Annotated in this window: 18 protein-coding genes and 1 tRNA gene; 6 read left to right on the top strand and 13 right to left on the bottom strand. The window is 34.1% G+C overall.

All coding sequences use genetic code 11. The annotated features are described in order from the left end of the window. Positions 1-118 precede the first annotated feature (118 nt). The 5 genes from ACWGOQ_RS04475 to ACWGOQ_RS04455 are packed head-to-tail and all read left to right on the top strand — an operon-like array spanning position 119 to position 7447. Positions 119-994, top strand: a complete 876-nt coding sequence (locus ACWGOQ_RS04475; RefSeq protein WP_452056320.1) for a DUF4007 family protein — start codon at positions 119-121, stop codon at positions 992-994. Next, a complete protein-coding gene (locus tag ACWGOQ_RS04470; RefSeq protein ID WP_452056321.1) occupies positions 984-4163 on the top strand; it encodes a hypothetical protein in 3180 nt (1059 codons plus the stop codon). Before ACWGOQ_RS04475 ends, ACWGOQ_RS04470 begins: the two co-directional genes overlap by 11 nt. Next, the gene (locus tag ACWGOQ_RS04465) at positions 4160-5299 is read left to right on the top strand and encodes a phosphoadenosine phosphosulfate reductase domain-containing protein (RefSeq protein WP_452056322.1); all 1140 of its coding nucleotides are present in this window, start codon (positions 4160-4162) and stop codon (positions 5297-5299) included. The genes ACWGOQ_RS04470 and ACWGOQ_RS04465 overlap by 4 nt, the downstream gene beginning before the upstream one ends. A gap of 2 nt (positions 5300-5301) precedes the next feature. After that, positions 5302-6426, top strand: coding sequence for a GmrSD restriction endonuclease domain-containing protein (locus ACWGOQ_RS04460; protein WP_452056323.1), 1125 nt, complete (start codon positions 5302-5304; stop codon positions 6424-6426). Further along, positions 6419-7447 (top strand): protein kinase domain-containing protein, encoded by a 1029-nt coding sequence (locus ACWGOQ_RS04455; RefSeq protein WP_452056324.1) that lies wholly within the window; start codon positions 6419-6421, stop codon positions 7445-7447. Before ACWGOQ_RS04460 ends, ACWGOQ_RS04455 begins: the two co-directional genes overlap by 8 nt. Before the next feature lie 5 nt (positions 7448-7452). Here ACWGOQ_RS04455 and ACWGOQ_RS04450 read toward each other — a convergent pair whose 3' ends face one another. The 13 genes from ACWGOQ_RS04450 to ACWGOQ_RS04390 all read right to left on the bottom strand — a co-directional run bounded on the left by ACWGOQ_RS04450 (position 7453) and on the right by ACWGOQ_RS04390 (position 25214). Then, a complete protein-coding gene (locus tag ACWGOQ_RS04450) occupies positions 7453-9951 on the bottom strand; it encodes a hypothetical protein (protein WP_452056325.1) in 2499 nt (832 codons plus the stop codon). A 75-nt stretch (positions 9952-10026) separates the two neighbouring features. Next, positions 10027-10689, bottom strand: a complete 663-nt coding sequence (locus ACWGOQ_RS04445) for a P-loop NTPase family protein (protein ID WP_452056326.1) — start codon at positions 10687-10689, stop codon at positions 10027-10029. Next, complete coding sequence (locus ACWGOQ_RS04440) at positions 10673-11392, bottom strand: hypothetical protein (protein ID WP_452056327.1); 720 nt, start codon at positions 11390-11392, stop codon at positions 10673-10675. Before ACWGOQ_RS04440 ends, ACWGOQ_RS04445 begins: the two co-directional genes overlap by 17 nt. A gap of 3 nt (positions 11393-11395) precedes the next feature. Continuing rightward, positions 11396-11680, bottom strand: coding sequence for a helix-turn-helix domain-containing protein (locus tag ACWGOQ_RS04435; protein WP_452056328.1), 285 nt, complete (start codon positions 11678-11680; stop codon positions 11396-11398). Between the two features lie 282 nt (positions 11681-11962). Further along, the gene (locus ACWGOQ_RS04430) at positions 11963-13183 is read right to left on the bottom strand and encodes a site-specific integrase (protein WP_452056329.1); all 1221 of its coding nucleotides are present in this window, start codon (positions 13181-13183) and stop codon (positions 11963-11965) included. Between the two features lie 230 nt (positions 13184-13413). Beyond that, positions 13414-13487, bottom strand: a tRNA-Asp gene (locus ACWGOQ_RS04425). Between the two features lie 84 nt (positions 13488-13571). Beyond that, positions 13572-14501 (bottom strand): DUF58 domain-containing protein, encoded by a 930-nt coding sequence (locus tag ACWGOQ_RS04420; protein WP_452056485.1) that lies wholly within the window; start codon positions 14499-14501, stop codon positions 13572-13574. 128 nt (positions 14502-14629) lie between these two features. Then, positions 14630-14947 carry a thioredoxin gene (trxA, locus tag ACWGOQ_RS04415; protein WP_027394894.1) on the bottom strand — a complete coding sequence of 106 codons (318 nt, stop codon included), beginning with the start codon at positions 14945-14947 and terminating at the stop codon, positions 14630-14632. Between the two features lie 614 nt (positions 14948-15561). Next, a complete protein-coding gene (locus ACWGOQ_RS04410; protein WP_452056330.1) occupies positions 15562-16800 on the bottom strand; it encodes a cytochrome c3 family protein in 1239 nt (412 codons plus the stop codon). 464 nt (positions 16801-17264) lie between these two features. Further along, positions 17265-18641: a hypothetical protein gene (locus tag ACWGOQ_RS04405; protein ID WP_452056331.1), complete on the bottom strand. Its 1377-nt coding sequence runs from the start codon at positions 18639-18641 to the stop codon at positions 17265-17267. Between the two features lie 420 nt (positions 18642-19061). Next, on the bottom strand, positions 19062-23447 hold the full coding sequence (dnaE, locus tag ACWGOQ_RS04400; protein WP_452056332.1) for a DNA polymerase III subunit alpha: 4386 nt from the start codon (positions 23445-23447) through the stop codon (positions 19062-19064). Between the two features lie 203 nt (positions 23448-23650). Beyond that, positions 23651-24100, bottom strand: coding sequence for a ferritin-like domain-containing protein (locus ACWGOQ_RS04395; protein WP_452056333.1), 450 nt, complete (start codon positions 24098-24100; stop codon positions 23651-23653). A gap of 229 nt (positions 24101-24329) precedes the next feature. After that, positions 24330-25214 (bottom strand): DUF6252 domain-containing protein, encoded by an 885-nt coding sequence (locus tag ACWGOQ_RS04390; RefSeq protein ID WP_452056334.1) that lies wholly within the window; start codon positions 25212-25214, stop codon positions 24330-24332. A 362-nt stretch (positions 25215-25576) separates the two neighbouring features. On the opposite strand from ACWGOQ_RS04390, the gene ACWGOQ_RS04385 reads away from it, so the two are divergent. Continuing rightward, the gene (locus tag ACWGOQ_RS04385; RefSeq protein WP_452056335.1) at positions 25577-26095 is read left to right on the top strand and encodes a 30S ribosomal protein S16; all 519 of its coding nucleotides are present in this window, start codon (positions 25577-25579) and stop codon (positions 26093-26095) included. The last annotated feature ends 7 nt before the right edge of the window (positions 26096-26102 follow it).

The raw sequence follows: 26102 nt of genomic DNA, 5'->3' as shown, positions 1-26102 counted from the left end.
GGAAGTTATAAAGGAGTACGCTTTTACAATAAGGAATTACTTAAAAACCAGATGAACACTGGTTTTATTGACTTTCCACCAATAATTTGTTAAAATAAAAAAAGGTTTGTATTTAGAAATGGCTTTTAATATCGCTACTTTTGAGAAAAAAGAACAGATGGTATTTTCTGGACACGACACTTTTCATTGCCGCTTGTTTTGGCTAAAGAAAGGTATAGATTACTTAAGCTCTGGTGAACAATTTAGGATTGATTCTGGGGTTGACCTTGGTGTAGGAAAAAATATGGTCAATTCAATGAAGTTTTGGTTAAAGTCTTTTGATGTCTTTGATGAAAAATCAGATTTAAAGCAGCCCTATGAGAAAGTATTTTTAGACGGTGGCTGGGACCCATATTTGGAAAACGAAGGAACGTTGTATTTACTACATTATAAATTATGTTCTAGAAACCACTCTTCGATTTATAATTTAATCTTCAGCAATTTCCGAAAAATCAAACCAGAATTCACACAGAAAAATTTTATTGACTTTGTAAGAGATTTGGATTCCAAACAAAAAGAAAAATTAATTATTAAAGATTTTTCTGTTTTTAAAAGGATGTACGGTCAATCCAACGGAGATTCATTAGACGATGGTTACACGGGATTATTTACTGAGTTGGGGCTTTTAAAAGAAATAGGAAAAAACAGAAATGGAAAAACCATTTATAGGGTTCATAATGGCAATCAAATAGGTATTCCAGAGGCTATAATTTTATATTGTATTTTAATTAATCCTAATTATTCAAAAACAATCAGTTTCAGCAGTTTATATACTGATGATTTTGGCGTGGGTAATATTTTTTGTTTTGATAGAGATATCTTGGAAGATAAATTAAAAAGTATTTCTAATAGATACAAGAATATAGTTTATAGCAGTGAAGCCGGAATAAAAGAGCTGCAAATCAAAAAAGAAATAGACCCTGTAACCGTTTTGGACGACTATTATGGATTATAAAATAAATACATCTACTAATATTATTCGGGATAGTAATTCCGATGTGAAATATTTGGTAACGCCGAATGCCGAAAGAGTCTTATCCTTAATTGAAGAAAATGTTAATAGAGGGCAGAAAGCCTTTAATCTTATAGGTTCTTTTGGTACAGGCAAATCATCCTTTTTATTAGCCCTTGAAAAATCCCTTTTAAAAACAAACGAATACTTTGCCGGCAAATTTAATGGTAAAGCAAAGGTCATTAAATTGGTTGGAGAATATCGTTCACTGACTGATTCACTAAACGATGAGTTTGGAATAAAGAATGACCTTGATGGGAATCAAAAGCTATTTGATGCTATTTATCAAGAATATCGGTCTTTAAAAAAAGAAGATGGTGCGCTATTCATTATTCTTGACGAGTTTGGTAAACATTTGGAATACGCAGTACAAAATGATACTTCGAGAGAAGTATATTTTTTGCAAAAGTTTGCAGAGTTTGTAAATGCGGAAGACCGAAACATCATACTCATTACGTCCATTCATCAGAATATTCTATCTTATTCAAATACTTTATCGAAAAATCAGAGAGACGAATGGAAAAAGGTTCAAGGACGATTTTATGAATTGCCTTTTAACGAACCGATAGACCAACTACTTCATTTAGTAGCCAAAGTATCTAAATCGGTCAAAAAAAATAAATTTCATACTTCAAAATTAGCAGAAAATCATACTCTATTTTCCTCGATAAATCCTAATTCAAATAAACTAGAGTCCTCGCTCTATCCGTTAAGCTTTATTAGTGGTTATGTTCTAGCTTCATCTCTTCAAAGGTATGGTCAGAACGAAAGGTCTCTATTCACTTTTTTAAACTCTATATATTTTTCACAAGTAAGAGAGAAAGAACAAAGGTTCGAGCTAGCAGATTTATACGATTATTTATTTCAGCACTTCTATTCTTTTTTAGTCGAAAAGGGGAATCCAGATTTCAATAAGTGGTCAGCGATTAGATTGGCGCTAGAACGGGCAGAAAGTATCGTTGACATTGATAGAAGTATTTCTGATGCTTTCTTAAAATCCATAGGTTTACTATCCATTTTTTCAAAAGCAGGCGCAAGACTAAACGAGAATTTCTTTGTAGAGTATCTTAACTATACTTTCGACAAAAAAAGAATTAGCCAAACGCTTAATATCTTAGAGAAAAATAAAATCATTAGATATAGCAAATTCGATGATTCCTTAAAACTTTTTGAGGGTACTGATTTGGATATCGAAAGCGCAATTTCCGAAGCGGAGAATAGAATTGATGAGATAGATGTTCTAAAAAAATTAAACTCTCATTTTGTTTTTCCAATACGTATTGCAAAAGCAGAAACCTACAAGAAAGGAACACCTAGATTATTTAAATTTGAGTTAACCAATAGGCCTGATAAAAAGACACCTGAAGGTCAGATAGACGGATTTATTAATTTGATTTTTTCTGAAAAATCCCTCTCTAAAAATGAAATGGCAGAAGCTAGTGTCTCGGACCTGCCAATTCTATTTGGATATTTTACAAACACTTCCGAGATAGCCGCTACCTTAAAAGAAATCGAAAAAACTGAGGAAGTTTTACGTAACATAGAAGACCAAAACGACCGAGTAGCTATCAGAGAGCTAAATGCCATAGTCAATAGCAATAAAAATCTTTTGGAGCACTATGTAATGGATAGCCTCTATTCATCAAAAGTTAGTTGGTTTAAGAACGGAAACGGTATAGAAATTAAATCGGGTAGAGAGTTTAATAAAATTCTTTCTAAAATTTCAGAGAAAGCATATCCGTTAACACCTGTTTTTCATAGTGAACTTATAAATAGGCATAAAGTTTCGGGTTCTATATCATCTGCTCGAAAGAATTATTGGAATGCGCTAGTAAATCGTAATGATGAAGAAGATTTAGGTTTTTCCAAGGATAAATGGCCTGCTGAAAAAACCATTTATTATAGTTTCTTAAAAAACACCGGAATACATCGTCTTGAAAATGATAAATGGGAATTAGGGCAACCTCTCAGAGCCGATTTTCAATCCTTATGGCAGGAGAGTCTTGATTTTCTTGATAAATGTAAAGTTCAAAGAAAAAGCATATTAGAATTTCAAAACCAATTAAATAAAGCACCACTTAAATTAAAGCAGGGTGTAATAGATTTTTGGATACCAACTTTTCTATTTATAAAAAGAGGGGATTTTGCCCTATATAACGAAAATGGATTTGTGCCATACATTGATGAGAACATCCTCTATATGATGACCAGAAACCCAAAGGAATATGTTATCAAGAGCTTTGTTTTAAATGACTTGAGGCTTAAGCTCTTTAATAAATATCGTCATTTCTTAAATCAAGATAATCTTGATGTATTGGACAAAAAGTCTTTTATTGAAAGTATAAGGCCTCTCTTGGTTTTTTATAAAAATCTAAACGTCTATTCGCAAAGGACAAGGACTATTTCAGATAGCGCAATACGTCTTAGGGAAACTATCGAAAAAGCCGTTGACCCTGAAGAAACTTTTTTTGAGAAACTGCCTGCGTCTCTGGGCTATAGTTTGAACGAGCTTTCAAATAATGATACGTTATTCGAAGATTATATAATTGACTTCCAGAATAGCATTGAGGAAATAAAAAATTCTTTTGAAGATTTATTGAATAGGATAGAGCTTTTCTTATGTAAAGAAATTCTAGGCACTGAAATGAGTTTTGAAGATTATTCTACAAAATTGAAAAACCGTTATTCTGGCATTAAAGAACATTACTTAAAGGCTCACCATAAATCACTTTATTGGAGACTATCTATGGATTTCAATGACCGCAACACCTATTTAATGTCCATTAGTCAGGCTGTGCTAGGTAAATCTTTGGAGAGAATAAATGATAAAGACGAAGAGACTCTTAAAATCGAGCTTAAAAAATCCTTGGAAGAACTGGACAACCTTGTTGACCTTAGTAAAATTAAAATTGATGAAAATGATGAACTCATCAAGCTTAAATTATCTACATTTCAAGATGGAGATATAGAAAAAACTGTTAGAATTACGCATAAACAGAGAGATAAAATTAATGCTATCTCTTCTGAGATTGAGGACTTACTAAATAGAGACAAGAATCTGCGATTACATATACTGGCATCGTTGTTAAATAAAGAAATCACTGAAGAATGAGCAAGGCTAGACACATATTGGGCATTTCTGGCGGGAAAGATAGTGCTGCTTTAGCATTATATCTCAATGGTAAATACCCACACATCGAATTCGAATATTATTTCTGTGATACAGGAAAAGAACTGGATGAAACCTATCGTCTAATCGAGCGACTCGAAGATGAGTTGCAACGACCTATCCAAAAATTAGAGAACAAAGAAATATCGAGTACAGGTGATAATCCATTCGATTTTTATTTCAAATCATTTAGAGGATATCTGCCATCGCCTCAAGCTCGATGGTGTACGTCGATGATGAAATTGAAGCCGTTTGAAGATTTCATTAAAGACTCGCCCGCTATCTCTTATGTAGGTATAAGAGGTGATGAAGATAGAGAGGGATATGTTTCTAGAAAGGATAATATCCAATCTATTTTCCCTTTTCGAAGAAATATATGGAGCAACGATGTAATATCAAACTTTTTCCATCCAGATAATAACGAGAATGCAATCTCTTACTTTTCTGAATTTTATAAAGGGGCTAAAATTGATAGAATAGCTTCTATCATACAAGAACCTTATAGCTTGAATAGAAACGATAGAAAAGAAACCGATAAAATACTCAAATCCAAAACAGACAGGCTACTAGACTTTGGAATTCCAGAATTAAATAGAACAATATTCAAACATTTGAAGAATACGTCTTATCCACTTTCTTTGGAAGAAGATTATGCCCTACTAGATAATGAAGATGTTTTGATAAGAGAAGACATTTTTCATATTCTCAGAACATCTAATGTAGGTGTTCCAAAATACTATGAGAAGGTTGAATATGAGGTAGATGGTCAAAAAGGAGAATATGCTAGAAGTCGTTCTGGGTGTTATTTTTGCTTTTTTCAACAGAAAATAGAATGGATATGGTTGTACGAGCAGCATCCAGACTTATATATGGAAGCAATGAAATATGAGAATGAGGAAGAATGTTTCACTTGGGCTGAAAATGAAACGTTGAAGGAACTGATAGAGCCTCGAAGAATTAAAGAAATTAAACTAGACCATTTAAAGCGCACGAGTAAGCAAAAATCTAAGGCATCCCCCTACCTTTTGGATATTCTTGAAGGAACTGAGCGTGATGGTTGTAATACCTGTTTTTTATAATAATGAAATATTCTATAGAGGAAGTAACAGTCCGGGAACTAACCGAACTAGTAAAAAATAATAAGATTGATTTAAACCCTTCTTATCAAAGAAACTTTATTTGGTCAACAAATGACCAAAGTTCATTAATTGATACAATGCTTAAGGGCTATCCTTTGCCCAATTTTTTTATTTACAAAAAGAGTGATGGTCAGTTTGAAATGGTCGACGGCCAACAACGAACAACGACTATATATAACTTTGTAAATGGCAAGGTCAAATCAACAAAAGAATTCGGCAAAATAACAATTCAGGATATTGAAGATGATAGAATATGGGAATATCGGCTTCCAGTAGTTTACTTGTCAGATGTAAAAAATCTCGAAACTCTAAATGAATTTTATGTTCTAATTAACAAAAAGGGTAAGCATCTGAATATCCCAGAAATGAACAAGGCTGATTTTTATAACAGCAGATTTTTAAATCTGGCAAATGAATTGTTATCTCATCAAGAGTTTATTGACCTTAACTTATTTACAGAAGCAAGTTCAAAAAGAATGAATGACAGAAGCTATGTAGAAGAATTGTTAGCCTATCTATATGAGGGAATAACTGAAAAGAAAAAAATTGTAAAGTCACTCTTGGAAAACGATATCGACGAAAATGAGTATGAAGAACTAAAAACTAATTTCAAAGTTGTTATTTCTATAATTCATCAGATGAATGAATATATACCCCTAGCTAAAACTAGATATAAGCAAAAAAGTGATTTTTACACTCTATTTTCATTTGTAGAAAAATATAGAGAACAACAATCTTCTGAACTATTTTCTTATCAGTATAAAATCTTGCTGCTTCTTGACCGAAAAGATGAAGAAGGAAGGCAATTCATTCGTCCTTCAAATGATGAATGTGATTTATTAAAAGACTATGCAACAAATTGTGTCTCACAGTCTAATTCTAAAATGGCAAGGCTTAGAAGATTGTCAATTTTTGAAACAGTTTTAAGAAATACTGACTTCCAAAAAAATGATGGATTCAGAGAGCTGCTCGAATACCTCTCTCAAATTTTTGGAGAAGAAAATATCGACTTGACCAATGTAGATGGATTTGAACTTATAAACTTATCACTACTTCCTGATGCATAATTTTACGTTTCCTGAAAATAAATGCCTTCATAAAGGTGTGATAAAAAATTATTCCATTTCCAATGGGAAATTTGACTTTTCCAGTATTGATATTAGCAAGCCCTCGGATAATCTGATTACTATCGATAAAATTGATTATTGTTTTACTTATATCAACTCAACAGGTCGTAATAAAGGAGGTAATTCAGTTATATTATTTTTGTACGAAAGTCAAAAAATTGACCGCGATGACTTATCCTATGAAGAGCCTGATTTGGTATTAAAAATTTTGAAATTCAAGAAAGCAACTAACCCGAGGTTTGCGCGTAAATCTGAAATAAGATTTAATAAAGAAGTTGAAGCACTTAGAGCTTGTAAAAACAATAAATATCAAAATGTTGTCGTAATTGAACAACACGGAACTTGTAAAATATTTAATCCGTTTAATAATAGCTATCAAGACTATCTATTTTATACAATGGAATATGCCGAAAGCGATTTAAAAGCATTTCTTGAGAATAACATCGAGCTTTCTTTAAATGAAAGAATTGCACTCTGTTTGAGCTTATCCAAAGGTCTAAAAGAATTAAATTCAATGGGCTACTTTCATAGGGATATAAAACCTGATAACATTTTTATTACTGATAAGACTTGGAAGATTGCTGACCTTGGTTTGTTAGACGAGCGTGACGAAAGTTTAGATATTGATGACCCAAATGAATTTATTGGACCGAGAGGTTGGCATTCACCCGAAGCGATGAATAAATACCTGTGCGAAGGCAAAGATTTTAAAGAAAATCACGATTGTATAATTGACCATCAATCCGATATCTTTCAACTAGGAAAAGTCTTTTGGTATATAATTCAGAATAATGCACCGACAGGTATTTTCAAACAGCAGGATGCATATATAAAGAATAATGATGTCTATGTAATAATTAGGACTATGCTCAACTATTCAAAAAAAAGACGGTACAAAAACATAGATGAAGTAATAAATCTGCTTAAACCAATCGAAAGAAAATTACAATTGGCAATTTAAAAGTTTCAATCCCCAATTCCCTGCATCATAGTTTCCATACCGCCGAAATTGAGAATAAAAGTAGAGTAATAGTGGTCAAAAAGGTCTTTCAGGTATTGCCCTAAATCAACATGTTCAAGTTCATCTTTTCCTTCAATTTTCTGCTTAATTTCGTATCCCCTATTTTTGCTTATAGTGTAGAGAAATAGAGTATGGAAATATACTGACGAGTAATATTTACGATTGGCCAATTCCAATTGCTCTTGGTTAATGTTCTTTTCTTTCGACTTAAAATTTTTGAGAACGCTACTGTCCATATTGATAAAAATCCTTTTGAGCATATCACCTTCCGCTTCAGGAATCATAACAGTACCGTAATCTACATCAAGGCTTGTAGCAGTTTCTACATCTTCCCAAGACACATCTACCTCAGAATCTTCTGCTGGATTTTTATACATAAATACAAGTTTTGGTAAACCTAAAAGCTCATTGTCACTTTCTTTTTTTGGTACTTTATTTTTTGGTTTGTTGTTATCAGCAATTTTGACCCAAAATAACTCTTCCAAATTCCCATTCGGTGAAGATAAATTTGCTTTTATCTGAACGCTATCCCCAACCTTTAATTTATCTTTTGGGTTGAGTGATATCCTTATTTTACCTTTATTTGGACTGCTTTTAACGACATTAAATATTTCACCTATTTCTTTTGGTTCGCCAGGTTCAGTGCCACCTTCGGTTTCATTAGGCCTGATATTTAAGACACTTACCATCAAGTCACCAGGTTCATCAACTCGGTCAAAGTAATCGTTCACAACATCAGTAGAAAATTTAATAGTCTTTTCACCGTTGAGGGGTATTTTGGGAACCTCAGTTTCGTTATCAGATTTCGAATCAATTTGAAAAAAAGATGGAAATCTATTAGGTTCAAATGGGGTTGGTTCTTGTTCAGTAGAAGAACGCTTTTTGTTACCTTCTTTCTTCTTTTCTTTCTTGATATCCAACTTAAACGTTTGACTCAAAAGCTTAGCCAGCTCTGAATCAAGCGGTAGGTTTTTTGTAAAATTTTTAAGTAGCTCATTAGTATTGGAAGAAGTGTCAATATCGACCGCTTGTTTTCTCTTCTTTTCAATTTCTGCAAGCCTTCCATCTTTTGCACTTAGCCTTTTTGCAAGATAACTTCTTAGGAATTGGGTTTCATCACCATCTTTAAGCCTATCTCTAGATGCCATAAATAACTCTTTCCGAAAATTATACTTCATATTGGTACAATCCACGTGAATCAGTAGATGACTTTTAAGAAGATTTAATTTTAAGGAACGTGTAATGAATTCAGAAGTATAGTTACCGTGGTTTTGACCATTAAGAGAAAACATTACGGACATTGAATTTTTGAAATACCTATCCTGAATAATTTTCTTGGTTTTCTTCAAATCATAGTCTTTCACCTTTGTCTTGAAGACGTAACAGGAAACCTTCATTGTGCCGAAGGTTTCATCCGAGAATTCTTCAGAAAAACTCTCGTCTAAATATTCGGATTCCTCAGATGACAGACGGCGCTTTAAACCGAAAAGGTCATTATCTAAAACCTTATTATTCGGATAACGTTCTTTAGAATCAACTGTTAAAATCGGAAGAGCAGGCTGAAACAAAAACTCGTTAATACTTTGATTCAAGTCTTGGGCAAATCCCGAGTAACCTTTTGGAAATTGATAAGAGTAAAGTTTTAAGATTGTACCTGTTTTAAACTTTCGATTATGTAAACCAAGGTCTATCTCGTCAATTGCAAATGAGGGTATTTTACCGTCTATAAGTAAATATTCGTACCACGTCTCTTTTGCTTGGTCTGACTCTTTTTTAGGATGTTCTCTAACTAAGGTAAAACCTAAATGACCATCTGCGGTGTATCTTTTTGACGCAACCAATTGATATCTCTTTTTACCACAAAAAACGATAGCACCACTTCCGCCCATATTATATTTACCCTGAACGAAATGAATATCATTCTTATTTCCTTTTAATAGAGATAGGAATGTATCTTCAAATTTTTCAGGATGCTGTCCTTCACCATTGTCATAAACAATTACTGAAGTAGGGTATTGATTACGTTGTGTTCGTGGTCCTTTCCCATCCGCAATAATTTGAATATTCTCTGACTGTTTTTTTCTAAAAGATGACAAATCCCAATTATTCTCGGGGAAAAATCTTATGATAGCTTCATCCATGGACTTCGGTGCTTCAAGAGATTTAGGATTTATTCCAGAAACCAAACATTCTTTTGTAAGTATCGCATCAACTGCATTTGTGACCTTTTCTATAAGCGCAGCTATCGGATTGGACTGTTGATTTTTAACTACGCCATAATTACTCTCATTATCACCAAGTGGTTTCCAGTTTTTATCATCAAAAATATCTGGATATACACCTATGATTTCCGATAGTTCATCTTCATCCTTAGCACTATATAGTTTTTCAAATAAAGATTCATTGTTGATTTTTGTTTGGGATTCAGTAAATAGGTTGGTCATATAGTTTTGAAAAATTATGATTTTGGAATACAATATAACAAAATCATATGCCGTAGGAAATAAACTAATGGTCATTCACTTCCTCTTATCACCCGAACTAGTATCAAAAGCAATCAAATTAAACAATTCCCGCATTCGGCTACGAACCCGATTTCCATAGCGTTGTTCTAGTTCTTCAGCATTTAGGTTCGTGGTAGCGTGGGTTTTGATTTTGTGTTTAGTATCCAGATAGAGTTCATATCGGGATAACAGTACTTCGCCCATCACGTTCAAATCTTTTCCATAAAACCTGCCAGCAGGTTCCACGCCTAAATCATCAAAACAATAAAATTTGTTATTGCCATATTCCTCAACCGTTTTAAAGCCAAGATGATTAAAACCGAAAGTGACATTCCGACAAGGAATCATTTCATAAGGTCGTTGTAAGGGAACAATGTGGCGCAATAATTTCATAAGGCTCGTTTTGCCGCATCCAACAGGTCCGGAAAGCAAAATGCCTTTGTCAATATCAATATCGTAGGTAGCACAGTTCTCTTTATCTTTAATGAAGTATGAACAAAGTTTAAGCAGTATGCTTTTATCCTCTTCATAGATTCTAAATTTCTTGCCAAACAATAGTTTTCCTTTTGCATTCAGGTAAATCAAAATTTTTGGAAAGTCATAGACAACGCTTTTTCCGTCAAATTTTCCCAGCGAATATTCTACACCACATTCGGTAATTTTAGAGGGGTTGTCCATAATCTTTGTTTTTAGTGGTTCGCAAATTGTCCTTGATTTGGTGCGCTTCTTTTTTGTTTGCTTTGTTTTCTTCTTCAAAAAGTTCGGTTCTATCCATCCAGTTTGTGGCCAATGAGCGCCAATCTCTGATTGGTTCGCCGTCACTAGTTTGCCATTCTCGTTCTGTGTAATGTTCATAGAATTTTTTTGCTTCATCGGCATCAAAACCTTTTTCTTCAAAAAATAAAATAACAGCCTGCCTGCCCTTTGGTTGTTTTATAGTGTTTTCTTGTTTAGTATTGTTTGTACTAGATACCAATGCTTGTCCACTGGTGGGACGGTGCTGTCCCACAACTGGTTCACGTATGGGATGGTACTGTTCCGCAAGTTGTTCTAATGTGGGATTGTACCGTCCCATATCTGGTTCGGTACTTGTCCTTATAATGGACATCTTAATTTTGCTGCCTTTATAGGGATTGTTGGAAGGAAAGTAGAATAGGTAATGCCAAGAATCGAGGTCGGTCACGCATCTATGGTAGGTGGATTTTGAACCAATCTTTGCAGCTCGCATCAAGTCACGACGGTTCACATAGAATTCATCCGCAAAACGGCTACTGTTCCATTCTTGGAACAACGCCATATACAGACTAATATGGCTAGGATTTAGGCGGTCATCAAAATAGAACTTTTCAAAAGCCGCGTTGAGTAGCTTTATATAATTCATCTTCTAAACGTCGAACTTGTGTTGAACACGATTAGCGTCCATCACTTTTTGAATTTCCTCTGTGTCATAATAGATAATCCCACCGACTTTAGTGTAAGGTAATGTGCCATTAATACGAAGATTTTGAAGTGTGCCAGGACTTACTTGAAGTAAATCCATCACCTCTGAGGATTTAAGGTATTTCTTAAGCTTTCCGCTGGCTTGTTTGGTCAATAATTTTTTAATGTCGTCGAGCAATTCCATTTTGAAATCTCGAAGGTCGTCTGTGGTAATAATACTTGTCGGCATAATAGAACGGTTTAAAAGAAAAGGACTATCAAGAATTCTAAATTTTTAATTGATAGCCCTTAACCTGAGTTGACTTTCGTTCTACAAATTTGAATAAGATTATTGGGTTTTGTTCACAACCTATTACCAAGTTGGATATAATTTTAACATCTTAATATTTAGCTAGTTTTGAGTGATTTTAGTCCAACTTAAAGGTGTTTGTAGGTCTAGAGTTTTATTAAAATACAAACACCCAAGTTGGTACCAACTTGGGTGTTTTCAATAGTGTTTAATCAAAATACCCTAACCTAAAATTGTTCGTAATTTACTCATATCTTCACAAACTTTTTTCTCTACAACCCGCGCGTATATTTGTGTTGTAGCCAATTTAGTATGACCTAACAATTTTGAAACTGTTTCGATTGGAACACCGTTGCTTAAAGTAACTGTTGTTGCAAATGTATGACGTGCCATATGAAATGTCAGGTTCTTTTTGATTCCACACAAATCGGCTATTTCTTTGAGGTAGCTATTTAATTTTTGATTTGAAAGTCGAGGAAGAATAGTATTACCGCCGTGAGTTCTTGGATGGTCTTTGTACTTTTTTACCAACTCAGCAGCTTGAGATAGCAACGGAATTTTAAACGGTGTTCCTGTTTTGACTCGTTCTGCAATTATCCAAGGATTGTCGTCCATACCTATAATGATATTATTGTGGGTCAGCTCAACAATATCAACATAAGAAATTCCAGTATAACAGCTGAAAATAAAAATATCCTTTACGGTAATAAGTCTTTCTATTGAAGAGGTCATATCTTCAATATTTCTCAATTCCTTAGCTGTCAAAAACTCACGTTCCTTCTTTTCGATTCTAATAGTATAATTATCAAAAGGGTCTCTATCCAGCCATTCCATTCTATAAGCTAAAGTAACCATTCTACGCAGACGTTTAATATGTTTCATTGCCGTATTATGACCGATTTTAGGTTGGCCTGGTTTTGGAACAAAGCTTCTGAGATAATTCTCAAAACCTACTACAAAACTGTAATCCATTTCAATAAGCAAGATATCTGATTTCTTGTATTCCTTTAAGATATAGGCGAGCATATATCTTTGGCTTGTTTTGTATTGACCAATCGTATTATTATGCAATTTGTGTTGCATTTTTTCATTGTGATAGTCAATTAAATTCCGGAAAGAATAACTTTTCCTTGATTCGCCCAAAAATCTATCTTTTATAGATTGTGAAGTAAAAGGAATTTCTTCTGATTTTAACTGCTCATATATTCGATAGATTTTCGATTGAACATCGTTCAAATAAAGGTTGAGTGCCTTCGAAATTTTACTGGTGCCATTTGCTCGTTGAGTTTTGGCGTTCCAAGTGGTAGCATTAACTTTTCGTTTCAAACTAACGTTGACTCGTTGGCCATTTAGCGTAAGTCGTACATAAATATTTGTCTGGTCATTTACAGCACGAGAAGCGTATATCCAGAACAGGATTGAAAATGTTGATGAAGTGCGCATAGTTGTCGTCATTTAATGGTTAAACATCGTTGGACGAAAGTCAAATCAACTATACTTATATCAGTAAGTTACATCATTCTGTCAACATTTTATTTATAAAAAAAGATATGTTGACGATTTGTGACCTTTTAAATGCAAATCATATCAAATTATATGATTGCCCTAAAACTATAAAACCTTGTAAATCATAAGATTTACAAGGTTTTGAGGAAATTTGATTTCCCATTAAGCGGTCTGGACGGGACTCGAACCCGCGACCCCCTGCGTGACAGGCAGGTATTCTAACCAACTGAACTACCAGACCGTTGCTTATTGCGGATGCAAATATACACCTCATTTTAATACTCGCAAATGTTTTTTTGGTTTTTTTTAAATTAAATTTTGATAATTATACAAATTTCTGCCTCTCAACTAAATACGTGGTTAGGATTTTGTCAAAATCTTTTGTGATATCTGACTCTACATACTTTATTTTGTATTGAGAACACTTTAGTTTAAGGTTGTAGAAATAAGACGTAACAGCCTCTTTGTAGTTTTCCTTGATATTGTCGGCATATAAATTCACATGCTCACCGGTTTCTATATCTACAAATCGAGTAGGTTGATTACTAAAGTCAAAATTTAACTCTTTCGTACTGTCAAAAGTGTGAAAAAGCACTACTTCGTGTTTGTTGTACTTAAGATGTCTTAGTGCCTCAAACAATTTTTCTGGACTGGAGGTAGCTTGTAGCATGTCTGTAAACAGGAAGATCAATGATCTGCGATGAATTTTTTCTGCTATCTGATGTAAAAATGTGTAGGTGTCTGTATTGTTCGTGTCTGGAGTAGTGGTTACAATCTGGCTTAGCTTGCTTAAAAGCATTTGATGATGTCTCTCGCTTCCTTTTTCTTGAGTATAATAGTCATATGTATCACTATAAATACTAAGACCAATAGCGTCTCTCTGTTTTTTTAAGATGTTCATTAAACAAGCAGTGGCGAGAACAGAAAAACTGATTTTATTTAACGATCCCAAATGATGTTCTTTTATGTCAGGATAATGCATAGAAGACGAATTATCAATAATGATATGACATCTTAGGTTGGTTTCTTCTTCATATCTTTTAGTAAACAACTTATCTGTTTTGGCATAAAGTTTCCAATCTATATGCTTGGTGCTTTCTCCATTATTATACACTTTATGTTCTGCAAATTCTGCAGAAAACCCGTGAAAAGGACTTTTATGCATGCCGGAGATAAAACCTTCTACGACCTGTTTTGCTAAAAGTTCTAGGTTTGTAAAGCCACCTGTTTTATTAATTTCATTTTGGATATTCATCATCCTTAATTGATTCTATAAAAGGTTATGCAATTTATTATAATAAACAATATACGGAGAAGTAAAGTATATTCTATGAAAAAAGGGTTGACAATCTGCCAACCCTTTTTAATTTGTTATGCGATGTCTTAGATCAAAGAATCTAATGCTTCTGCATATACATTTTTAGGAGAAACGCCTACTTGACGACCAACTACCTCTCCATTTTGGAAAACTAATACCGTTGGAATATTTCTAACTCCGTATTTCGCAGCAAATTCTTGATTCGCATCTACATCGACTTTACCTACCACGGCTTTTCCGTCATATTCTTCACTAATTTGTTCAATGATTGGACCTACCATTCTACAAGGACCACACCATGCTGCCCAAAAATCAACCAATACAGGTTTATCGCTTTTAAGTACTACTTCATCAAAAGTAGCATCCGTTATCTCTAATGCCATATTATTTATTGTTTAAAATTCTTAATCGCTTTTAGTTTCACAAAATTAGTCAATAATTCTCCCAAAGCTTACAACGATAATATTTGTTTTCACTATAGGGTTATCAGATTTCTTGATACCAAAGATATAGTAAATCAAGCATACAAAGAATTATTTTTTTAATCTTTAGCCGGTTTCTAATCAGATTTACAAAGTATATGAGCAACTGGTTTGATCTCAAAAAAAACTAACATTACATATAGTCATAAAAAGAGAATGGAAAAAAACCGAATTACCATATTGTAATCTTATTTTCAAAGAAAGCCATGCGATATTAGAAATGAAGCCTAGTTTTGCAATTATGATGCAAACCGAAACAGAAATCTTGGATTAGCTTGAAACATATTATAATGGAAATAAATTTAAATTTATTACTCATAGAAAATTTCCTTATGAGATAGATCTAAATGTTTATAGGGAGAAATACTCAAAAACATAATTGGTTTTGCTATTGTTTCTGAAAACCTTGAAGAAATAAAAAGGGCCTTGCAGCAATAACCTTATGGAATGAATGAAGCTTTTACGTTTTTTAAAGAGCTCTGTGAAGCAGATAATTGAGCCAGAAGCTTTTTTGATTAATTAATTTTCTCTTTTTTTTGACTGTAGATACCTATCAAATGAGTTCTTATATCGACTGAAACCTCATCACCTTCCGGTATTTTTACTTTCATCGTTTCACTTTTCACTAATGGCATATGACATTGAATACAATTGTTATTAGCCATTTCTACTGCGCGCGAATCGCCAGAACAATGTAAAGGTTTTTTCATCGTAGAGTGACAACCTACGCACTTTTGATTAAAGGAAACAAAATTCCCTCTTTCTACTTTATGTGGATCGTGACAAGTACTACAGTCAAGAGTGTTGCTTTTCGAAAAACACTTACTGGCTTTCAATAAGCCATATTGATTGCCGTGTACATCCAATTCTTTAAGACTTGATTCATCATAATCAGGGAAAGAAAACTTTTTTAAGGTATCCCCAACCATAAAAGAAAAGGCACGTTCTGTAGTTTCTGTTCGTAAACCAGAATGACATAATGCACAAGCATCCAATCGTTGTTGACGGGATAAGGAGCTATACTTTATGATATGTTTTGCAATCTTATCATTGGGATGTTGTTTGTGGTACGCTATGTGATTTTTTACCGGTCCGTGACAGCGCTGGCAATCAATTCCATATACTAAATTTTCTCGATGAAACTGATTAACATTCTTATTTCCTGATATATTCTGAGCATACGTGGTATGGCATTCCAGACAACGTTCTAATACGGGTCTCGCAGGTGCCAAATAATCCGGAGCTCCTGGACTATTAATCCAGCTATCAGTGGGTGTAAAATAAGAAGCTTGTAATTGGAGGAGGCTACTGTTATTCCACATTAAATAAGATTGCCCTTTAGTTCCAGAACCTACAACAATATCCATTTTAGCAGAATAAAAAGGAGCGTCTTGATCCTTAAAAACGGGTTCCTGATAAAAGATTGTATCTTTTTCTACAAAATTAAAGGTAATGTTTTCATTTAATCTTAGTGTATTCTTACCTGTCTCGAAACTTCCTTTGATTGTGTTTTTATTAGCAGTTTGAAATGAATTGAAATGTGCTGTATTATAATGATCCTGTACAATTTTGGGATGACATTCCATACAGGTTGACGAATCAATAAACTCCATTCCATTCGTATGCGTAGCGATTGGTACAATTGCTGTATACTCACTTTTGTCGTCAGGTTTTACCTGGTAAAAGACAAAATATAATCCGACACTGAGCATAATAATACCAATACTTAGAATATATATTGTATTCTTTTGCATATGTTTTTGATGTGTGATTCTTTTACAAGATATGATAATTTTAAAATAGACAAATTTATAATGTAACTAATAATTGATAAAGATGTATTTCTTTGTCGAGGCTCAATTTCTTTTTTAGTAACCCAGCAAAACATTTAGTTTTACCTCTAAAAAAGTTTTGTAGAGTTCTTAATGAGCTCGAGATTCTCTTGAAGTAAACGCAAGCGTTTGTCATAGTTATATTGAAAGTAATCCGATAAGGAATCGAATTTATAAAGGCGCTCCTATAAAGTTAGAAGGGGGAATAAAAATAATACTTCTTCAAATACTTTGGATTAGAATATTTTAGGATACTAACCGACCAGGAACTGGCGTGTTTGGAACGTAGTTTTTAATTCAGAATAAAAAAGCTTAGCAGCATATTGCAACTAAGCTTTTAATACTAATTAAAACAAACATTTATATCATTTTATTTGTCTTCTTGATTAGTTATTACGAGGTAATCCAACTTGAGTTCCAATTACACTTTCTGAAGGTTGTGTAATTACTGGGCAGTTAATAATTGCTCCTGTAGCGGTTAGCAAGTCAGATAATGAATTTGCTAATGGACTAGGGTTGGCATTTCCTCTAAAAGGAATTAGAATACCTTCTTCCAGAAGTTGATTTACTTGATTGAAGCTTTTTAGTATTGGACGATCTGATTCTGGAACAGTGAATTCGGTAACATGTGCATCCCACATTGGTGCATACCGTGTGTCATTAGGATCTATCGGAAAAGTATTTGTAGGATCCTGTACTTGTTGATCACTTAAAGAAGCTGTATTTAAACCTTGAACTCCAAAACCATCAGTATCTGTAGTTCTGCCGTTTGCTGTAGGGCTGAAAGGCAACATAGAACCTCCCGGAAATAATCCAAATGCTGGTAAGTTGGCCAATCTTGGAGCAAAAACTCCTAACTCTATAGCTGCAGGTCCGGGATCAGAAGTGTCTGTTACAATATGAAAATAATAAGGTCTTTCATCATGCCAACCATCTAAAAGCTGCATTACAACAGATGCTTGATCAATAGCTAGGTTAGGGTTATTTAGATCATCCTGATCATCAATACTATTTCCAGTTGGATTAGGAATTCTATCGTGAATACCAGTACTGTTGGCTACTAATTGAGCGTTAATAACTACACCACTAGGAAGTACTACATATGAAGACCATTTAGAATCTGCTATAGCACCTGGGTTAGCCTCTGCTGGTGGGAAACCAAATAATAGTCCATCTTCAGAACCAGCAACTAGTGATCTCTTAGGCGAAAAATCTACAGACCCTTCAAAAACTAGTCTTCCACTACGATTAAAATATGCTTTTTGTTCGCCACCTGATCCTACAGATGCTGCCATTCTAGGAGAAAAAATCACACCTAATTTTTTAGCCATAAATTTATCAGATGCTTCGGTTATTACATAATATCCTTTTCTTTTATTTCCATCTGGCAAGGTTTCCCAACCTTGAAACAAAGGAAACCTTGCTGTAGGTCCCGCAGGAACAATAGATCTGTCTATTCTGAAATCAATACCTAAAACACTTGGTAGAAAGACATTCTGTGATTCTGTAAACCTTAGTGCAGGATTAAATACATTAAACGGGATTCCACCATCTTTACGAATACTACTCAGTAATATTTTAGCTTCTTTTAAAGCTCTTAATGATTGGAATAAGCCTCTTGATTTAGCTTCTAATTCTAATTCATCTTCTGCTGTTTCATTTATTTCTAGTTGATCTTCCTGGACAATAGCATCATCATTACTGCAGGCCATGAAGAAAAAAGCTGCGAATACGCCTAAAAGCGATAATTTTAAATTTTTCATTTTTTGTGTTTTAAGAGTTAAATTCTAAAAAATTAAAAATAATTGGCCAATCATTTTTAGGAAATCAAAAGGTTTTAAGATTTGATATATGTTGAGACGCTACCAATATTTTATACTTACAGAGGAAAGTTTTAAAATATAATGAATAGTATGTTTTTAAAATCGATAATTTTTTTATTTATTTGATTTTCAGTATTTTGTATGGTAAATCGTTAAAAATTTTAATTTCAAAAAAAATAATTTATAACAAAAATTAGTATATTTTCTCACTATTTAAGAAAGTGAGAAAATGTTAGAAGTGTTAGATCACTAACATAAAAAGTAAATATCTTTATCTTTTTTATAGGGATCAATTGAAGAGTCTATATCTTTATAAGAAATCTAATAATGTTCAATTTTATATTGGAAATAATTGGAAATTTAATTCAGTTTATAATAAACAGAATCATTTTCTAGAGCTGTTAGTAGTTCTGGAGAAATATTTACTTTCTGTTTTCTGCTAGGCATATGTAATTTTAATTTTTCAGACATTTCAAAGATTACAAAATTCAAGGTATGATTTCCAGAATGTTCTGTCAACAGTCCTTTTAGATCATCAATTCTTTTATCAGAGAGAGCATTTATGTCTAATTGTATCGTTAATTTTCTGGCATAAGTTTCCATCACATCATGAAGTAACTGAAAACTATTAAACTGTATTCTTGGATCCCCTTTTTTACCAGTATCTCTGTTTACCCAACCTTCTTTAATAAACGCTTTTGCATAGACAAAGGTGCTTTGCACTAAAAACGGTCTGTGCTTAAGGTAGTCTTCGCCAAAAATTCTAAACTCATGAGCGGTGTTATAATCTTCAATGGTGAAGGTGGCCCAACCTTTCCCATTTTTCGAGGTTCGATGCTCCACGCCAGTGATGACACCACCAAATGAAATTTCACGATTTAGATTGTTTTCTAAATCTGTGAAATTTTGTAGTGTTCCATTACAGAAATATTTCATTTCGTATTTAAAGTCATCCAAAGGATGTCCAGATAAATAAATACCAACCACTTCTTTTTCCTGCGCAAGTTTTTCCATGGTTCCCCATTCCTCGCAAGGAGGAACAACAGGCTCAGGAATCTGAACATCACTAGCTTCACCAAACAAACTTACCTGAGAAGAATTTTCATTTTCCTGATATTTTGCCCCATACTTTATTGCCTTTTCAAGAAAAGTAATATCATCACCATCTTTATGAAAATATTGGCCTCTATGTGTTTCGGCAAATGAATCAAAACCTCCAGAGAGCGCTAAACTTTCGAATGCCTTTTTATTGGCAGCACGTAAATCAATACGTTTTGCCATATCAAATATGGATTTGTAATGCCCGCCTTCTTTTCTATTGTCTACTATAGTGGCAACAGCTCCTGTACCAACGCCTTTGATCGCTCCCATTCCAAATCGAACCGCACCATCTTTATTCACCGAGAATTTCCGGTAAGATTCATTGACATCTGGGCCTAAAACATCTAATTTCATTCGTTTACATTCTTCCATAAAGAACGTAACTTGTTTAATGTCATTCATATTGTTCGAAAGTACCGCGGCCATATATTCTGCGGGGTAATGGGCTTTTAGATAAGCGGTTTGATAGGCGATCCAAGCATAACAAGTAGAGTGAGACTTGTTAAAAGCATATGCTGCAAAAGCTTCCCAGTCCTTCCAGATTTTTTCAAGTTTATCCTCTGCATGACCTTTAGCAGCTGCTTGTTCAATGAATTTAGGCTTCATTTTGTCAAGAACTGCTTTCTGCTTTTTACCCATTGCTTTACGAAGGACATCAGCCTCACCTTTGGTGAAGTCTGCTAATTTTTGAGATAATAACATCACTTGCTCCTGATACACAGTGATTCCATAGGTTTCTTTTAAGTATTCTTCGCAGGCTTCCAGATCATATATAATTTCTTCTGTACCGTGCTTTCTATTGATGAAGCTTGGAATATATTCTAACGGCCCTGGTCTATATAATGCGTTCATCGCAATGAGGTCTGCAAAAACGGTAGGCTTTAACTCCTTCATATATTTTTGCATCCCAGGAGATTCATATTGGAACACTCCCACCGTTTCTCCACGCTGGAACAAGGCATAGGTTTCTTCATCATCCAAAGGAAAGTTTTCGGGGTCGAGTGCTACTCCGTGTTTTGCTTTAACAATTTTTACAGTGTCTTTGATTAAGGTTAAGGTCTTTAATCCTAGAAAATCCATTTTTAGCAGACCTGCGCTTTCTACCACTGAGTTATCGAACTGGGTGCAGTACATGTCAGAATCTTTTGCCAAAGCAACCGGAACGAATTTAGTAATATCGTCTGGCGTGATGATCACACCACAGGCATGAATCCCTGTGTTTCTAACAGACCCTTCTAGCACTCTTGCTTGATTTAGTGTTTCAGCTTCCAGGTCACTTCCTTCCGCAATATTAAGTAACTCGTTTACTTTTTCTAATTCATCACTTCTAAACTTTTTCTTTAGTACAGCTTCCTCTACGCCAAATATTTTACCAAGTTTTGACATATTAGGAATCAACTTGGCTATTCTGTCTGCATCACTTAGAGGTAAATCCAGCACGCGTGCTGTATCTCTTATCGAGGATTTTGCTGCCATGGTACCATACGTGATGATTTGTGCTACTTGATTAGATCCGTATTTTTCGATTACATAATCCATGACGCGTCCACGTCCTTCGTCATCAAAATCAATATCAATATCGGGCATGCTTACACGATCAGGATTTAAGAAACGCTCAAAAAGTAAATCATACTTAATGGGATCAAGGTTGGTGATCCATAAGCAATACGCTACTGCCGAACCTGCAGCAGATCCACGCCCCGGACCAACTGAAACCCCCATATCCCTAGCGGCACGAATGAAATCCTCAACAATTAAGAAATATCCAGGATATCCGGTATTTTCAATTACTTTTAGCTCAAAATCCAGTCGCTCATCAATTTCTGGAGTGATTTCTCCATATCGTATTTTGGCACCTTTGTAGGTTATATGCCTTAAGTATGCATTTTCTCCTCTTTTGCCTCCATCAATCTTGTCCTCTTCCGATTGAAATTCTTCTGGAATATCGAAAGCAGGTAATAATACATCTCTAGCCAGAACAAAAGGTTCTATTTTATCAACGATTTCCTGTATATTAATAATTGCTTCAGGAAGATCTTTGAATAAGCTTTTCATCTCTTCAGATGATTTAAAATAATATTCTTGATTAGGTAATCCGTATCGATAACCTCTTCCGCGACCTATAGGTGTCGCTTGTTTCTCTCCATCTTTAACACATAAAAGAATATCGTGCGCGTTGGCATTTTCTTTCTCACAGTAGTATGTGTTGTTTGTGGCTACGGTTTTGATATTATGTTTTTTAGAAAAATCTATCAAAACCTGGTTTACCCGATTTTCATCCTCTTGATTGTGACGCATAATCTCAATATAAAGATCATCGCCAAATTCTTCTTTCCACCAAAGTAGGGCTTCTTCTGCTTGTTTCTCTCCTATATTTAGAACTTTGCTTGGAACTTCACCATAAAGATTTCCAGTAAGTACAATAATATCCTCTTTATATTGCTTGATAACTTCTTTATCGATTCTTGGTAAATAGTAAAACCCATCCACAAAACCTATTGACGACATTTTAGCCAGATTATGATATCCGTTTTTGTTTTTAGCAAGCAAGACGATCTGATACCCATTATCTTTTCTGGATTTGTCTTTATGATTTTCGCACACAAAGAATTCACAACCTACAATTGGTTTTATTTCTATTCCAGTAGGTTCCTCCCCATTTTCAATAGCTGTCTCATTAGCAGCCTTTACATTTTTATTGTGGTTAGTAACTGCTGATACAAAATGAAAAGCACCCATCATATTGGCATGATCGGTCATAGCAACAGCAGTCATTTTATGTTTTGCTGTTTCTTTTACCAAATCAGGAATGCTGGTCGTTGATTGTAAAACCGAAAACTGCGTATGATTATGGAGATGTGCAAAGTTTACTGAATCGAGCGCAGCGATATTTTCTTTAATTTCTTGTTGGGAAATATCAGGACTTCCTTGTTGATCCAGCTCCTCTTGGATTTTTTTTGAAGCTTTTTTAAGATTGATGTGCTTAAGACCTATAAGCTGAATGGGTGCCGGGTTTACTTCTTTGAAATTTTCAAAATAATCCGGTTGTACATCAAGTTCTTCTTTGGTAAAAACTTGTTTTCTGATCAATTCTAAAAAACATCGGGTAGTGGCTTCTACATCAGCAGTTGCATTATGGGCTTCGCCAAAGGTAGTACCAAAAAGGAATTCATGTAATTCTGTTAAGGTGGGTAATTTAAATTTTCCTCCGCGACCTCCTGGAATTTGGCATAAACTAGCAGTTGTTTCTGTACAAGTATCCAGAACTGGTAATTCTTGTAGTTGATTATCAATACCAAGCCTATAGAATTCGGCTCCCATAATGTTAACATCAAAACCCACATTCTGACCTACCACAAATTTTGTTTTGGATAGCGCTATTTTAAATTTTTCTAGAACTTCTTCTAATTTGATACCATCTTGTTCTGCTAAAGCTGTGGAGATTCCATGAATTTTCTCGGCATCGTAAGGAATATTAAATCCTTCTGGTTTTACCAAATAATCCTGATGCTCGATACAATTTCCCATTTCATCGTGTAATTGCCAGGCTATCTGGATGCACCTTGGCCAATTGTTTGTATCACTTATTGGAGCATCCCAGCGTTTAGGTAAACCCGTAGTTTCGGTATCAAAAATTAAATACATAAAAAGATCAGTTTCGACAGAATTTTACTTCGGAATAGAAGCACTTACAAAAATAAGTAAAAGGAACACCCTATTAGAGAAAAATTGTTTACAGTTATTAACTAAAAAAAGCCGAAGTGTTAACTTCGGCTTTTTATAACTATTTATAATAATGTATCAAAAATGTGTTCGTGTTAAATACATTAATCGTTTATTAGGAAAAATTATGCTTGTATACTTTCAAATCTTTTAGCATCGTCTAGTGCGCTGATGGCTAGGCTTCTTTGCTTCATGATGAGTCGTTTGGTGCTTTCGGGTAATGAAACTTCGCTTAAAATTTCATTATATTCTTCTACAAAAGCTTCCTCTCCCCGCACAGTTTCCTTTAAAATAGCTTCTTCATCATTATTTGATAAAGCTGCTTTGAAGTTCATCCACACTCGGTGTGCATCCGCGGTGAAACTTGTTCCTTTTCTAGGGTCTTCACCATACAGTTTGATTTCATCTTTCAGTTCGTGTCCAAAATTATTACGTTCACTTTCGCGGTCTTTGAAATAGTCTTTCAACGCTACATTATCGACGTTTTCCATTGCAGTTTGATATCCTTTTTCTGCATCATAATTTTTTTCTAATAAGTCATTTAATCTTTTTGTAATTTTTTCTGTGTACTTCATAATCTTTTTCATTTTTAAAATTTCAATAAGTTATTTTATGATGTTTATTGTTTATCATCATTTTTAACTTAATAGTATATGCTGCCTAAGTCAAGCCATTTAACAGGGTTTGTGAACTTTTAACATCAATTAACAACCTGAAACCATTAGATTTGTTAAATATGTTAAACGAGAAAAGCGTTCATCAATTATTATGAAGAACGCTTTTGCAACTATAGTTGAGTTTGAATTAATATCCGTAATCAAATAATCCTTCTGTGACAATCATTCCACTGGCTGTAGTAAATTCAAAACTTCCACGAATACATTTGGATTCGGTGTTATGCGATGTTACAGTAAGTGTTCCAGTGATTGCGGATGATTTATCATTATACAAGCTATACGTTGCACTATATTCTCCGGATCCTGTTAAAGAATGTGTTCCGATAGCAACATCTATAGGAAAAACAATAGTTATTTCTTCATCTTCATTACTTGCTTTTATTAGAATTGATGGATTGTTTACTCCAAAAGGGATTGCATCGTGATCATCGGTGATCATTGGGTTGCTATTGATCATAGCTGTCAGGGATGCATTAAGAAGACATGGATTGGTTTCAGGATCTTCTTCTTCCTCTTCATCAACATTAATGATTATCTCTTCTTCCTCTTCTACTACTTCAGGAACAAAGTTTTCTATGGGTAGTTTATAAAACCATCCATTTTGGAAGCTCATGGATTTTCCGTTATTGCTCCTTAGATCTTTAAAATAAAAATTTCCGGAAACCTCATTGTTAGTGATTTCAGTAATAACTATTTGTCCGTTACTTACGCCATCTTCTGAGATAAATTTCACATCATTATCTTCAAAACTTACTTTGTTAGTGGCTTGTGGTTCTAGTCTGTAGGTTCCGATGCTGGTTGAAGAAGTAGTAAAACTTATCGATTCGGTACCGGTGTTTCCAACGATAACTAATGTACCATCATCGTGTATAATTGCTTTTCTAAAATCAGGCCTAAATAGTTTTCCATCCATTGTAGCCTGTAATCCAGGTGTGTTATATTCCAGATCCGTGGTACAAGAATTAAAAATTAGGCAGATTAGTACTAATAATGGGGTAATTTTTTTAATCATACGCTTGGGGCTTTAAAAATCTAAAAAACGATAAAAACGGTGTTTAGAAGTTCTGGTACAAACATATAAGGAAAATCTTAGTAAAACAATTTTTAATAGATAAAAAACGTATTTTTCACCGATTAATGATAGAAAAGATCGACAAAATACACAAAACATAGTTTATTTATAAATAAAAGTAAGTTTTTATACTTCTAATTAGGATACGGTTTTATGGATTAGGAAGGTTCTATACATATTAATTTTAAAAAATATGACAACACAAAATAAAGAGAAATCATTTTAGTGCTAATTTGTTAAAAATGATTACATTTGCCCACTTAATTATAAACAGGGTCGAGAACCCAAAAATTAATTCAAATATGTCTGTTAAAATTAGATTACAGAGACACGGTAAAAAAGGAAAGCCTTTTTACTGGATCGTAGCAGCAGATGCTAGATCAAAAAGAGACGGTAAATTTTTAGAAAAAATCGGTATCTACAATCCTAACACTAACCCGGCAACAATTGACTTAAATGTAGATGGAGCTGTAAAATGGTTACAAAATGGAGCGCAGCCTACCGATACTGCCAGAGCTATCCTTTCTTATAAAGGAGCGATGCTTAAAAACCACCTTGCTGGTGGAGTAAGAAAAGGTGCTTTAACAGAAGAACAAGCTGAAGAAAAGTTCAATGCTTGGGTACAGGAAAAAGAAAGTACTGTTACTGCTAAGAAAGATTCTTTAGCAAAGTCAGAAGCTGATGCAAAAGCAAAAGCTCTTGCTGCAGAAAAAGAAGTAAATGCTAAACGTGAAGCAGATGCTGTAGAAGCTGAGGCTGCTGCGAAAGCAGAGGAAACTGCCGCTGAAGTAACTGAAGAAGCTAGCAACGAAGAAGAATAGTTGTACT

Source organism: Aquimarina ulvae (assembly GCF_053613295.3).
Note: the sequence above shows the minus strand (reverse complement) of the source record. Positions and strands in the feature narration are given on the sequence as shown.

Bases quoted from the DNA above. Each gene is read 5' to 3' on its own strand.
- ACWGOQ_RS04475 (WP_452056320.1), top strand. From the start codon at position 119: ATGGCTTTTAATATCGCTACTTTTGAGAAAAAAGAACAGATGGTATTT.
- ACWGOQ_RS04470 (WP_452056321.1), top strand. From the start codon at position 984: ATGGATTATAAAATAAATACATCTACTAATATTATTCGGGATAGTAAT.
- ACWGOQ_RS04465 (WP_452056322.1), top strand. From the start codon at position 4,160: ATGAGCAAGGCTAGACACATATTGGGCATTTCTGGCGGGAAAGATAGT.
- ACWGOQ_RS04460 (WP_452056323.1), top strand. From the start codon at position 5,302: ATGAAATATTCTATAGAGGAAGTAACAGTCCGGGAACTAACCGAACTA.
- ACWGOQ_RS04455 (WP_452056324.1), top strand. From the start codon at position 6,419: ATGCATAATTTTACGTTTCCTGAAAATAAATGCCTTCATAAAGGTGTG.
- ACWGOQ_RS04450 (WP_452056325.1), bottom strand. From the start codon at position 9,951: ATGACCAACCTATTTACTGAATCCCAAACAAAAATCAACAATGAATCT.
- ACWGOQ_RS04445 (WP_452056326.1), bottom strand. From the start codon at position 10,689: ATGGACAACCCCTCTAAAATTACCGAATGTGGTGTAGAATATTCGCTG.
- ACWGOQ_RS04440 (WP_452056327.1), bottom strand. From the start codon at position 11,392: ATGAATTATATAAAGCTACTCAACGCGGCTTTTGAAAAGTTCTATTTT.
- ACWGOQ_RS04435 (WP_452056328.1), bottom strand. From the start codon at position 11,680: ATGCCGACAAGTATTATTACCACAGACGACCTTCGAGATTTCAAAATG.
- ACWGOQ_RS04430 (WP_452056329.1), bottom strand. From the start codon at position 13,183: ATGCGCACTTCATCAACATTTTCAATCCTGTTCTGGATATACGCTTCT.
- ACWGOQ_RS04420 (WP_452056485.1), bottom strand. From the start codon at position 14,501: ATGAATATCCAAAATGAAATTAATAAAACAGGTGGCTTTACAAACCTA.
- trxA (WP_027394894.1), bottom strand. From the start codon at position 14,947: ATGGCATTAGAGATAACGGATGCTACTTTTGATGAAGTAGTACTTAAA.
- ACWGOQ_RS04410 (WP_452056330.1), bottom strand. From the start codon at position 16,800: ATGCAAAAGAATACAATATATATTCTAAGTATTGGTATTATTATGCTC.
- ACWGOQ_RS04405 (WP_452056331.1), bottom strand. From the start codon at position 18,641: ATGAAAAATTTAAAATTATCGCTTTTAGGCGTATTCGCAGCTTTTTTC.
- dnaE (WP_452056332.1), bottom strand. From the start codon at position 23,447: ATGTATTTAATTTTTGATACCGAAACTACGGGTTTACCTAAACGCTGG.
- ACWGOQ_RS04395 (WP_452056333.1), bottom strand. From the start codon at position 24,100: ATGAAGTACACAGAAAAAATTACAAAAAGATTAAATGACTTATTAGAA.
- ACWGOQ_RS04390 (WP_452056334.1), bottom strand. From the start codon at position 25,214: ATGATTAAAAAAATTACCCCATTATTAGTACTAATCTGCCTAATTTTT.
- ACWGOQ_RS04385 (WP_452056335.1), top strand. From the start codon at position 25,577: ATGTCTGTTAAAATTAGATTACAGAGACACGGTAAAAAAGGAAAGCCT.